Origin of the sequence: Microlunatus sp. Gsoil 973 (genome assembly GCF_009707365.1) — a bacterium.
In the GTDB taxonomy this organism is placed as follows: Bacteria; Actinomycetota; Actinomycetes; order Propionibacteriales; family Propionibacteriaceae; genus Microlunatus.
The window spans coordinates 4271684-4284942 of the sequence record NZ_CP046122.1 but is presented as its reverse complement, the minus strand read 5'-3'; the positions used below and the strand labels follow the sequence as shown (position 1 = coordinate 4284942).

The 13259-nt window shown below is 67.4% G+C and carries 6 protein-coding genes and 1 pseudogene; 4 read left to right on the top strand and 3 right to left on the bottom strand.

The features are described 5' to 3' along the window. The first annotated feature begins 246 nt into the window (after window positions 1-246). Window positions 247-939: a gamma-glutamyl-gamma-aminobutyrate hydrolase family protein gene (locus GJV80_RS20080; protein WP_154689421.1), complete on the top strand. Its 693-nt coding sequence runs from the start codon at window positions 247-249 to the stop codon at window positions 937-939. 102 nt (window positions 940-1041) lie between these two features. On the opposite strand, the gene clpB is transcribed toward GJV80_RS20080, so the two are convergent. Continuing rightward, complete coding sequence (clpB, locus tag GJV80_RS20075; RefSeq protein ID WP_154689420.1) at window positions 1042-3657, bottom strand: ATP-dependent chaperone ClpB; 2616 nt, start codon at window positions 3655-3657, stop codon at window positions 1042-1044. A 479-nt stretch (window positions 3658-4136) separates the two neighbouring features. On the opposite strand from clpB, the gene GJV80_RS20070 reads away from it, so the two are divergent. Next, window positions 4137-9662: a carboxyl transferase domain-containing protein gene (locus tag GJV80_RS20070; protein WP_230207879.1), complete on the top strand. Its 5526-nt coding sequence runs from the start codon at window positions 4137-4139 to the stop codon at window positions 9660-9662. A gap of 41 nt (window positions 9663-9703) precedes the next feature. Here the strand turns inward: GJV80_RS20070 and GJV80_RS20065 are convergent, their stop codons facing one another. Further along, on the bottom strand, window positions 9704-10405 hold the full coding sequence (locus tag GJV80_RS20065; RefSeq protein ID WP_230207878.1) for an SDR family oxidoreductase: 702 nt from the start codon (window positions 10403-10405) through the stop codon (window positions 9704-9706). Between the two features lie 29 nt (window positions 10406-10434). Between GJV80_RS20065 and GJV80_RS20060 the strand changes: the two are divergent. Next, window positions 10435-11243, top strand: a pseudogene (locus tag GJV80_RS20060) (SDR family NAD(P)-dependent oxidoreductase). Between the two features lie 3 nt (window positions 11244-11246). Here the strand turns inward: GJV80_RS20060 and GJV80_RS20055 are convergent. Continuing rightward, on the bottom strand, window positions 11247-11705 hold the full coding sequence (locus tag GJV80_RS20055) for a Fur family transcriptional regulator (RefSeq protein ID WP_154689418.1): 459 nt from the start codon (window positions 11703-11705) through the stop codon (window positions 11247-11249). Between the two features lie 202 nt (window positions 11706-11907). On the opposite strand from GJV80_RS20055, the gene GJV80_RS20050 reads away from it, so the two are divergent. Then, complete coding sequence (locus GJV80_RS20050; protein ID WP_230207877.1) at window positions 11908-12996, top strand: HoxN/HupN/NixA family nickel/cobalt transporter; 1089 nt, start codon at window positions 11908-11910, stop codon at window positions 12994-12996. Window positions 12997-13259: the final 263 nt, after the last annotated feature.

Here is a 13259-nt window from a genome sequence, read left to right as displayed (position 1 = left end):
AGCGTGAAGGACGACGGATAGCCGGAGTCCGGCACCAGGAACACCCCGCCCGCACCGCGGCGCAACACAAGATCGTCCACCCGCTCAGCGTACGAGGTGACCGTGGCAGCAGCGAGCCGAACGCGACCTGCCGGTGGCCGAAGCGTCGGCACGTCGCTGATCAACCACCTCCCGAGCTGGAAGCTCGACCTGGAGGCCGTCCGCGAAATGCAGGCTCTCCGGGGGCCGGCCGGATAGCATCGGACGGTGCCCAGACCACGCATTCTCATCGTCGGCCGGTGGTCCGACCAGATCGGCAAGGATCCGAGCGAAGGCGTCTACGTCGGGCGCAAGTTGATCGATTCGGTGTCCAGAGCAGGTGGCGAACCGATCATGGTCTGGCCGGACACTGCGGATCGGGCCGTCGATCTCGTACGGCTCGCCGATGGCGTTGTGTTGCCCGGCGGAAATGATCTTGATCTGCGACCGTACGGCATACCGGAGGTGCATCCCAGGGAGAAGCACCCGCCGGCCGAACAGGATGCCGCCGACGTCACCGTCGCCCGCGCGGCACTCGATGCGGGGCTGCCCATCCTTGCGATCTGCCGCGGGATGCAGGTGCTGAACGTGATCATGGGAGGCACGATCCACCAGCACATGGAGGAGACGACGGTCGCGCACACCGGCGTACGGCATGAGTTCGACATCGTGCCGGGGACGCTGCTTGAGCGGGTCCTCGGGGACGTTCGCGCAACCGGCTACAGCAGCCATCACCAGGCCTGCAGAGATCTCGCGCCGGGACTGCTGCTGAACGCCAGTGCGGAGGACCGGACCATCGAAGGCTTCGAATCCTCCGACGGCCGCATCCTCGGCGTGCAATGGCATCCAGAGATCGACTCCGCGGCCGATCCGGTCCAGCAACGCCCGTTCGGCTGGCTCACCGACCTCGCCCTCGGCTGAGCCTCGTACCCCGCCTCACCCTTTTTCCCGCACCAAGCACTGCATCCCGCACCGGGTGTACCGGGTGCGGGATGCAGTAGCTGGTGCGGTGGGCGGCAGGAGTCAGGCGACCGCGGGCTCGTGCGCCTCGACGAGCTTGAGCCCGTCGGCGCTGTCGTCGACGTCGAAGGAGACGGTGTCGCCCTCGGACACCCGGCCGGCCAGCACCTCACGGGCCAGTTGATCTTCGATCGTCGTCTGTATCAGGCGGCGCAGCGGGCGCGCGCCGTACACCGGGTCGAAGCCGGTCAGCGACAGCCAGTCGCGAGCGCCCTGGGTGACGTCGACGGTGATCCGCCGATCCGCCAGCCGCTGGTTGAGCCGCCTGATGTTGATGTCGACGATCTTGGACAACTCCTCGGTGCCGAGCGCGTCGAACAGCACGACCTCGTCCAACCGGTTCAGGAACTCCGGCTTGAAGGAGGCCCGGACGATGTTCATCACCGCGTCCCGCTTCTTGTCCTGGTCGAGCGTCTGATCGGCCAGGAACTGCGATCCGAGGTTGGACGTCAAGATCAACAACACGTTCCGGAAGTCAACGGTCCGACCCTGGCCGTCGGTCAACCGGCCGTCGTCGAGAACCTGGAGCAGGATGTCGAAGATCTCCGGGTGCGCCTTCTCCACCTCGTCCAACAGCACCACTGCGTACGGCCGCCGACGTACGGCCTCGGTCAGCTGACCGCCCTCCTCGTAACCGATGTAGCCCGGAGGGGCGCCGACCAGCCGGGCGACCGAATGCTTCTCGGAGTACTCGCTCATGTCGATGCGCACCATCGCGTGCTCGTCGTCGAACAGGAACTCGGCCAACGACTTGGCCAACTCGGTCTTGCCGACCCCGGTCGGACCGAGGAACAGGAACGATCCGGTCGGCCGGTTCGGGTCCGAGATGCCGGCCCGGGAACGCCGTACCGCATCGGAGACCGCCCGGACCGCCTGCTTCTGGCCGATCAGCCGCTCACCCAGCCGTTCCTCCATGTGCAGCAGCTTCTCGCTCTCGCCCTGCAGCAACCGACCGACCGGGATACCGGTCCAGTTGGACACCACCTCGGCGACGTCGTTGGGGCCGACCTCCTCGGAGACCATCGGGCCGCGGCCTGATTCCTCGGCCTCCTTCTCCTCCTCGTCTGCCTTCTCCAACTGCTTCTGCAGGGCGGGGATCTCGCCGTACAGCAACTCGCTGGCCCGGCCGAGATCACCCTCGCGCTGGGACTTCTCGGCCTCACTGCGGAGTTCGTCGATCTTCTTCTTCAGGTCGCCGACCTGGTTCAGGCCGGCCTTCTCGGCCTCCCACCGGGCTTCCAGCCCGCGCAGCTGCTCCTCCGAGTTCGCCAGATCCTCGCGCAGCCTGGCCAACCGCTCGGCACTGCCGGGATCGGTCTCCTTCTGCAGCGCGAATTCCTGCATCCGCATCCGCTCGACCTGGCGCCGGAGCTGATCGATCTCCTCCGGTGAGGAGTCGATCTCCATCCGCAGCCGCGACGCCGCCTCGTCGACCAGATCGATCGCCTTGTCAGGAAGCTGACGCGAGGTGATGTAGCGGTTGGACAGCGTGGCCGCGGCCACCAGCGCGCCGTCGGTGATCGCCACCTTGTGGTGGGCCTCGTAGCGCTCTCGCAACCCGCGCAGGATCGCGATCGTGTCCTCGACGCTCGGCTCACCGACGAACACCTGCTGGAATCGCCGTTCCAGGGCAGGATCCTTCTCGATCCGCTCGCGATACTCGTCCAGAGTGGTTGCACCGATCATCCGTAGCTCGCCGCGGGCCAGCATCGGCTTGAGCATGTTACCGGCGTCCATCGCACCCTCGCCGGTCGCGCCCGCGCCGACGACGGTATGCAACTCGTCGATGAAGGTGATGATCTGGCCCTCGGCGTCGCGGATCTCGTTCAACACGGCCTTCAGCCGTTCCTCGAACTCGCCGCGGTACTTGGCGCCGGCGACCATCGACGCGAGATCCAGGGAGATCAGCCGACGACCCTTCAGCGAATCCGGTACGTCACCGGCGATCAGCCGCTGTGCGAGCCCCTCGACCACTGCGGTCTTGCCCACGCCGGGTTCACCGATCAGCACCGGGTTGTTCTTCGTCCGGCGGGCCAGCACCTGGACCACGCGACGGATCTCGGTGTCCCGACCGATCACTGGGTCGAGCTTGCCCTCCCGCGCCTGTGCGGTCAGATCGACGCCGTACTGGTCGAGCGCGGAGGACGTGCCTTCGGCCTCGGCGTTGGTCACTCGCTTGGATCCGCGCGACTCGTTGAAGACGGTGGTCACCTTGTCGGGGGTCACGCCGGCCCGGGACAGGATGCGCTTGGCGTCGGAGTCGATCGCCGACAGCGAGATCAACAGGTGTTCGGTGGCGACGAATGCGTCTCCGAGCTGCTCTGCCCGCGATTCGGCATCAGCGAGCACCCGGGCCGTCGCGCCGGAAATTCCGGGCTGGCTGACCGAGTTGCCCTTGGCGGACGGCAGTTTCGCAATCGCCTGCTGCGCCTCGGCATTCACCGCGGCCGGATCGGCTCCGACTGCCGTCAGCAATGGCCCGACCGTGTTCTCCGGGACGGAAAGCAGTGCACTCAACAGGTGCTGCGGCTCGGCATTGGGGTTGCCGGCCAGCAGGGCGTTACGCAATGCGGCCGAAACGGCGTCCCGGCTCTTCGCAGTCAGTTTCTCGGCTTCCAACTCTGGCTCTCCTTATACGGGTCGAACAGCATTGAGTCTACCCGACTCAACCTTGCGCGGAACCAGTGTATTCCGACTTGAGCGCCCCTGACTCAACCCCGATTCCAACCCGATTCCGACAGGCAGCGTCGGGGAATCCGCATCGCGAGAGCCACCCGAAAGCTCACCGCGGAAGCTCACCGCGAAAGTCGAAGTGTGACCGTACGGCTGGTCGACCCCGGCGTGTCGCAGCCACTGGATCAAACTTTGAGTTTGCGTGTCCGGCGGGGCGATGCAAAGTCGAAGTTTGACCGTACGGCTGGTCGACCCGGCGTGTCGCAGCCACTGGATCAAACTTTGAGTTTGCGTGTCCGGCGGGCGACGCGGGCCGCCGGTTCGACGGCGCCCGGATCCGGTTCATTGATCCCTACAACTTCTCGGCCCGGTCCTTGTAGGTGTCAGATACGCGACTCGGGCGGCTGTCATGGAAAGGTGCTGTGGTGCAGTTCCGTCCCGTGTCGCTGACCCGAATCGCCATCGTCAACCGCGGCGAAGCCGCAATGCGACTGATCCACGCGGTACGTGACCTGAACGCCGCCCGGGCGTCCGACAAAACGTCGATCCGGACGATCGCGCTCTACACCGACGTTGACGCCGGCGCGGCGTTCGTCCGGGAGGCCGACGAGACCTACCTGCTCGGAGCCGCCGCGGGCCGGCCCTATCTCGATCTCCCCCGGTTGCGGGCCGCCCTGACCGAGACCGGTGCTGACGCGGTCTGGGTCGGTTGGGGATTCGTCGCCGAGGATCCGGCGTTCGCCGAGTTGTGCCGCGAGTTGGGTGTGACGTTCATCGGCCCGAGTCCTGAGGCGATGCGCAAACTCGGTGACAAGATCGGGTCGAAGCTGATCGCCGAGGACGCCGGAGTTCCTGTGGCTCCGTGGAGCCGCGGCCCAGTGGACACGCTCGACGAGGCCCTCGACGTCGCCGAGCGGATCGGCTACCCGCTGATGCTCAAGGCGACCGCCGGCGGCGGCGGACGCGGTATCCGCCGGGTCGACCGCCCCGAGGACCTGACCGAGGCGTACCAACGGACCCGGGACGAGGCCGAGCGGGCCTTCGGCAGTGGCGTGGTGTTCATCGAGAAGTTGATCACCGGTGCCCGGCACGTCGAGGTGCAGATCATCGCCGACGGACAGGGAACCGCCTGGGCGGTCGGGGTCCGCGACTGCTCGGTCCAGCGACGGAACCAGAAGGTCATCGAGGAATCGGCGTCGGCGCTGCTGGAACCGGGCCAGACCTCGGAGTTGATGGCGGCTGCCGAGCGGTTGGCGCTGACCGTCGGCTATTCCGGCGCGGGAACCGTCGAGTTCCTCTACCACCCCGAGAGCCGCAGCTTCGCCTTCCTCGAGGTCAACACCCGGTTGCAGGTCGAGCACCCGGTGACCGAACTGGTCACCGGCCTGGATCTGGTCGGCCTGCAACTGCAGGTGGCCAGCGGTGTCCCGCTGACCGGGCAGCGACCGGCCGAACGCGGCCACGCCGTCGAGGCCCGGCTGAACGCCGAGGACCCGGATCGATCATTCGCACCCCTCCCGGGGCGGATCGCCCGGCTGGAATTCCCGGCCGGGCCCGGCGTCCGGGTCGACACCGGGGTGACCGAGGGCGACAGCATCCCGGCCGACTTCGACTCCATGATCGCCAAGATCATCGCCTACGGCGCGAACCGGGACGAGGCGCTTGCCCGGTTGCGCCGGGCGATGCTGGAGACCACGGTGGTGATCGAGGGCGGCGCCACCAACAAGAGCTTCGTGCTGGAACTGCTCGACGAACCGGCCGTCCGCAGCGGCGAGCCGGCCTGGGCCGACACCGGTTGGATCGACCGCACCATGGCCGAGGGCGGATTGGTCGCCGACCGGCACGCCGGCGTCGCCCTGATCGCCGCGGCCATCGAGACCTACGCGGAGCAGGAGCGTACGGAGATCTCGCACTTCCTGACCACGGCCAGGGGCGGACGTCCGCACCTTGCCCACGAATCCGAGTTGCGGGTCGAGCTCAAGCTCCGCGGCACCAGCCATCGCCTGACGGTGAGCCGGATCGGAGCCGACCGGCACCGGGTCAGCATCGTCGACGACGGCTCGGTGATCGCCCGGCTGGACCGGATCGACGAGGTGCACGCGCGACTGTGGATCGGTGATCACCGCTACCGGCTGGTCACAGCCAACCACGGGCCGATCCAGCTGGTGGAGGTGGAGGGTGTCGCGCACCGGATCACGCGTGACGAGGGTGGCGTGGTGCGTTCACCCGCGCCCGCCCTGGTGGTCGGCACACCGGTCGCGGTCGGCGAGGAGGTTGCGGCCGGCAGCCCGGTGATCGTCCTGGAATCGATGAAGATGGAGATGCCGCTGTTGGCGCCGACGGCCGGCCGGCTGACCGAACTCCTGGTCCGCGCCGGCACCCAGGTCGGTGCCGGGGAGGCTCTCGCCCGGCTGGAACCGAGCGGGGACCAGGCCGCGGCCGTCGACCAGCCGACGGGTCGCATGGTGGAGCTTCCCGACGGCACCGGCGATCCCGATCCGGTGCGGGCCGCGACCGTGGCACTGACCACCTTGCGTGACCTGCTGCTGGGCTACGACGTCAGCCACGACCAGGCGACTGCGGCACTCCAGACCTATCTCACCGGTCGTGACGCCCTCACGGAGTCCGGCGTCGACGTCCTCGCCCAGGAGATGGGTCTGATCGGGATGTTCGCCGACTTCGCCGAACTCACTCGGAACCGCCCGGCCGACGAGGAGCTGCGGACCGAGTTGCGGGTGCACAGCGCGCAGGAGTACTTCCACACCTATCTGCAGACCGTCGACCCCGACCGGGGCGGGTTGCCGGCGCACTTCCGCGACAAGCTGGTCCGCGCCCTCGGCCACTACGGCGTCACCGATCTGGAACGCACTGCTGATCTTGACGAGGCGCTGTTCCGGATCTTCCTGGCCAGACAGAGCACTGCCGACAACGACATCGTCATCGGCATCCTGCAATGCTGGGTCACGCTGCCGGCGCCGGCACAGCCGATCGCCCTGTCCGCCCGGGCCCTGCTGGAACGTACGGTCCGGGCAACCAGACGGCGCATCCCGGTGATCGGTGATCTTGCCCGATCAGTGCGGTTCAGCTGGTTCGACCAGCCGATCGTCGACGCCGAACGGCGCAAGGTACTGGGCGGTGTCACCGAGGAGGTGGCGGCTCTCGCTGATCCGTCGGTTCCGGACCGGGAGGCCAGGATCCAAGCCCTGGCAGCGATTCCGGAGCAGCTGGTCGGCTTCCTACGCGACCGGTTGGCCGATGGAGTCGGGTCCAGCGAACCACTCCTGGAGGTGCTGCTCCGCCGACACTATCTCGAGTACGGGTTGGAGGCGCCGATTGTTGATCATGATGGCACGCCACAACGTCCGGTTGTGTGGGCGGACTATGTGAGCCAGGAGCACGGCCGGACCCGGGTGCTCTCGACGATCGGTGAGATCTCCGAACTGTTCCACGGTGACGGCATCGACGATCTGGTCTCCGCCCGGCTGGCCCCGGACCAGGTCAACGACAAAGATCAGAATGTCGTCGAGTTGTATCTGCACTGGGACGAACCGCCGACCGATCCGGAAGCCACATCGGCCCAGTTGATCAAGTGCCTCCAGGGCCGGCCGTTCGTCACCGCGTCCCGTCGGGTGTCGGTCGCCGTCTGCCCGGACGACGGGCAGCCGGTGCGCTACTACACCTTCCGACCCGACCGTTCGGACCGTACGACGCTGGTCGAGGACACCCTGGTCCGCGGCATCCACCCGATGGTCGGCCGCCGGCTGAACCTGTGGCGTCTGGTGAACTTCGATGTCACCCGGCTGGACGCGCCCGGCGACGTCCTGCTGTACGAGTGTGTGGCGCGGGACAATCCGGCCGACCGGCGGCTGGTGGCCGCTGCTCAGGTGCGGCAGATGGCCGTGGTCCGCGATGAGACCGGCGCAGTGGTCGGTCTCCCCCATGCCGAGCGGGCGGTGGAGAACTGTCTCGAGGCGATCCGCCGGGTCCGTACGGCGCGCGGCCGGGCGGCGTCGAAACTGCAGATGAACCACGTCTGGGTCACGGTCTGGCCGGCGATCGAGGCCGAGCTTGATCAACTCACCGCGCTGCGTGACAAGATCACGCCACTCAGCGATGGGACCGGCATCGAGGAGGTGTTGGCCCAGGGCCGGGTGGTCGATGATCACGGCACGGTGCACCCGATCGCCATCCGCTTCCATGCCCGACCCGACGGCGGGACCTCCGCGGACGTGATCGAGCCGCCGACCAAGCCGCTGGCGCCGTTGAACGAGTACAAGACGCTGGTCGATCGTGCCCGGCGTCGCGGCCTGGTCTATCCCTACGAGCTGGCGCCGACTCTGACCCGCGGCGGCAGCGCGATCGAGTACGACCTGGACGAGTCCGGGTCGCTGGTCCCGGTCGACCGGCCGCGTGGTCGGAACACTGCCGGGATCATCACCGCGGTGGTCAGCACCCCGACTGCCTTGTATCCGGAGGGCGTCACCCGGGTGGTGCTCTGCGGCGACCCGACGAAGGCCCTCGGCGCGCTGTCCGAGGCCGAGTGCACCCGGATCATCGCCGCCCTGGACCTGGCCGAACGGCTCAGGGTGCCGGTCGAGTGGTACGCGGTGTCGGCGGGTGCGAGGGTCTCGATGACCAGCGGCACCGAGAACATGGACTGGGTGGCGGCCGCGCTGAAGCGGATCGTCGAATTCACCCAGGGCGGCGGCGAGATCAATGTGGTGGTGGCCGGCATCAACGTCGGCGCGCAGCCGTACTGGAACGCCGAGGCGACGATGCTGATGCACACCAAGGGCATCCTGGTGATGACACCGGAGAGCGCGATGGTGCTGACCGGCAAGCAGACCCTCGATTTCGCCGGCAGCGTGTCGGCCGAGGACAACTTCGGCATCGGCGGCTACGACCGGATCATGGGCCCCAACGGCCAGGCACAGTATTGGGCGGCGGATCTGGCCGGCGCAGTGGAGATCGTCCTGGATCACTACGAACACAGCTATGTCGTTCCCGGCGAGCCCGGTCCGCGACGAGCGCCCACCGAGGACCCGGTCGACCGGGACGTCAGCGACTATCCGCATCCCGGCGGGGACTTCGCAACGGTCGGCGAGATCTTCTCAGCCACCCACAACCCGGACCGCAAGCGGCCCTTCGACATCCGTACCGTGATGCGAGCCGTCGCCGACGCCGACCACCCGATGCTCGAGCGTTGGGCCGGGATGGCCGAAGCAGAGACCGCGGTCGTCGTCGACACCCGGATGGGTGGCCATCCGGTGTGCCTGATCGGAATCGAGTCGACGCCGGTCGCCCGGTCGGGCTTTCCGCCGAGCGACGGTCCCGACACGTTCACCGCAGGCACGCTGTTCCCGCGGTCGTCGAAGAAGGTGGCGCGGGCGATCAACGCGGCCTCGGGCAACCGTCCGGTGGTGGTGCTGGCGAATCTCTCCGGATTCGACGGCTCACCGGAGTCGATGCGCAACCTGCAGCTGGAGTACGGCGCGGAGATCGGCCGAGCGATCGTCAACTTCGACGGCCCGATCGTGTTCTGCGTGATCTCCCGCTACCACGGTGGTGCGTTCGTCGTCTTCTCCAAGCGGCTCAACCCCAATCTGACCGTGCTCGCCGTCGAGGGGTCGTACGCATCGGTGCTCGGCGGTGCGCCGGCTGCCGCCGTGGTGTTCGCCTCGGAGGTCGCCAAGCGCGCCGCAGCCGATCCACAGGTGGCCGAGCTCGAGCGTCGGATCGCGGCCGCACCGCAGGAGCAACGCGGCGCCCTCGGGGTGGAACTGGCCGACCTGCTGGCGACACTCCGTTCGGAGAAGATCGCCGAGCTCGCCGCGGAGTTCGACGGCATCCACAACATCGACCGGGCGGTCGAGGTCGGCTCGGTCGACCGGGTGATCACCGCCTCCGAACTGCGACCCGGCATCATCACAGCCATCGAACGCCGACGCTGACCGGACGCCAAAGACCGCCGGACCGCCGGCGTCGTCGGCGCTCAGTGCTGGGAGACCGGTGAGATCACCAGTTCGTCGACCCGCACATACGGCGGCGACTCCAGCACGAAGCCGACCGCACGGCCGATGTCGTCGGCGGTCAGCATCCTGTCCTGTGCTGCCTGATCAGGAACGACCGGACGCATCTGCAGGAAGTCAGTGGCAACGTCGCCGGGACACAGGTGGCAGGCCCTGATCCCGTTCTCCGCCTCCTGCTTGTTGAGGCTGACGACGATCGACGACAGCGCCGTCTTGCTGGCCCCGTACGCGATCCCGGACCCCGGGTTGAACTGCCAGCCGGCGTAGGAGGAGATCACCACCACGACACCGTGACCGGCCGCCCGCAGTTGCGGCAGCGATGCGTCGATCACCCGCGCAACGGCAGTCAGATTGGTGTCGATGATCTTCGCGAAATCGGCCATGTCCTGGTCGGCCCAGGCCCGGCGCGGGTTGTTCAGCCCGGCCGAGAGCACCAGGCCGTCGATCCGGCCCCAGCGGTCGACGATCGTCTGGTGTGCGCCGCCGACCTGGTCGGGATCGGTGACGTCGGCCGGCACGACCAGCGCCTCGCCACCGTCCGCGGCGATCTGTTCGGCGACGGTCTCGAGCGCATCCTTTCGGCGTCCGCTCAGCGCGACGCGCCAGCCCGACCCGGCAGCCTGTCGGGCCGCCGAGGCCCCCATTCCGCTTCCTGCACCGGTCACCCACAAGACTCTGGACACCGGCACATAGTATGCCGGTGGCTTTCGAAGGGAGTACGCCCGTGTTGATCAACCACTCCGGAAAGGTCGTCGTTGTGTCCGGCGGCGGCCGCGGCATCGGCCGGACGATCGTCGACCGGTTCGTCGCCGAGGACGCGACGGTGGTCGCTCTCGATCTTGCTTTTCCCGACGTCGAATCCGATCTCGACGCGGACAGCCTGAGCCATGATCAGATCCAGTGCGATGTCAGTGACCCGGCGTCGGTCGCCGCCGCCGTCCAGCAGATCGTCGATCGGCACGAACGGATCGACGTGTTGATCAACAACGCCGGCATCAACGTCGCCGCCAGGTCGCCGAGCTGGAATGGGAAGGCTTCCGGAAGTGCCTTGAGGTCAACGTCGGCGGGGTGTTCCTGCTCAGCCAGGCGGTGATACCGATCATGAAACAGCAACGCTCCGGGCGGATCATCAACGCCGCCTCGTTCGCCGCCATCGTGCCGAGCATCGGCAGTGCGGCGTACGCCGCGTCGAAGGCGGCCGTCGTCCAGTTCACCCGTGTGTTGGCCGGTGAACTCGGTCCGTGGGGCGTGACGGTCAATGCGTACGCACCGGGCATGGTGCCGACGGCGATGAACGGCTTCACCGAGATGCCGGAGCAGGCACAGGACCGACTGCTGGACACGCTGTCGCTGCGGCGCTGGGAGTCGGCCGACGATGTCGCCGATCTGTTGATCTTCCTGGCCAGCGGTGCCGCCGGCTACATCACCGGCACCTTGATCGACGTGAGCGGCGGGAAGCTCGCAACGCAGATCCCATCCCGGGCGTATGAGGATCCGGCCTGATCATCACGCCTGATCGGGTGCCTGGCATGCCCGGCAGAGCCCGACCAGGGGAAAGTGGGCGAACCGCACCTGATAGCCGATCCGCTCGTCAATGGTGACCCGTACCGGATCCAGATCAGCGGGCGAGAAGGCGGTCACCGCTCCACAGGACTCGCACAGGGCGTACCACCGCTCGTGATCACTGACCAGCTCATACAGGCCGGGTCCGTGACCGAAATGTACGTGCCGAACCAGTCCGACGGTCTCCAGGTGCTCAAGATTGCGGTAGGTGGACGGGACGTCGAGCTCCGGCGCGGCTCGCCGGGCGATCTGCTCGACCGACAGCGGATCGCGGACCTCGAACAGCACGTCAAGGATGGCCCGGCGTGCCTTGGTGACGCGACCGCCGTCCTCACGCAGCACCTCGACCGCTTCGTCGACCGTGGCCACCGGGCGCACGGTCCGCAGGGGTGATTCGGGCATCGCAACCTCCACCGTCGAGCGTATCGGGAGATCGCGTCGTCCCGGTATGAAGTCGGCGGCCCGTACCCCGCGAGCTTATTGCAACCGAGTAGCAGTAAGCTCGTGGCCGCGTAACAGGGACAGGGGCTGGGAACAGATGACCACAACGGGTCCGACGACGGCAACGGCGAAAGCCGGCGCCCGATGGCGCCTCAGGAGGTTCGTGAGCGACCTGTCCCCCATCGAGCGACGTCGCATCGGCGCGATGTACGGCTTCGTCGTCGTGCTGCATCTCGCCGGTTTCGGGATTCTGCTCGCGTTGGTCGCGCCACAGCATTTCCGGGTCGGAGGTGATCATCCGGTCTTCACCGTCGGCGTCGGCCTGCTCGCCTACACCTTCGGACTGCGGCACGCGTTCGATGCCGATCACATCGCGGCAGTGGACAATGCCACCAGGAAACTGATCACCGACCACACGGCGGGCAGGTCACCGGAGCGGCCGCACTCCGTGGGCTTCTGGTTCTCCCTGGGCCATTCGACGATCGTCTTCTGCCTGTCGTTCCTGTTGGCGCTCGGCGTCCGGGCTCTGGTCGGCCCGATCGAGAACCGGACCTCATTGCTGCACACGATCACCGGAGTCATCGGCCCGTCGGTGTCCGGGATCTTCCTGTGGCTGTTGGGAATCCTCAATCTGGCCGCCCTGGTCGGCATCGTCCGGGTGCTGCGACGGATGCGGCAGGGATCGTACGACGAGCACCAACTGGAAGATCAACTGAACAAGCGAGGCTTCTTCAACAGGTTTCTGGGCGGCCTGACGCGCGTGATCAGAAAGCCCTGGCACATCTATCCGGTCGGTGTGCTGTTCGGGCTGGGCTTCGACACCGCGACCGAGGTGGGACTGCTCGTGCTGGCCGGCGGCGCGGCCGCGTTCGAGCTGCCGTTCTACGCCATCCTGGTGCTGCCGATCCTGTTCGCGGCCGGGATGTCGGTGATGGACACCACGGACGGCGTATTCATGGCGGGGGCGTACGGCTGGGCGTTCGCCAAACCGATCCGCAAGATCTTCTACAACATCACGATCACGACGATCTCGGTGATCGTTGCACTGGTGATCGGCAGCATCGAGTTGATCGGGGTGTTGGCCGACCGGATGTCGATCACCACCGGCCCGCTGGCCTGGATCGCCGGAATTCCCTTGGACTACGTGGGGTTCGCGATCGTCGGCCTGTTCGTGCTCGCCTGGGTGATCGCCATCGCGATCTGGCGGGGTGGCCGCATCGAAGACCGCTGGGGCGCGGATCTGCAGTCCTAGGGCGGTCGGTGCCCCTGATATCGGCCGGAGCCGATCCTGGTCGTCGACGCCGTCAGTTCGCGGCTACGCCGAATTGGCACCGCGTGTTACGAAATCGGCGCTAATCCGGTTCTAGTGCCCGCGAATTCGTAGCACGTGTTACCAAGTCGCGGCTGGGGCAGGGATGGTCGCGGCATCGGGCGAAAACCGTGCCACGTGCTACCAACTCGGCGCGGACGACGTACGGCACCGCGCCTCCCCGGCAAGCGGCGCCACCTGTTACG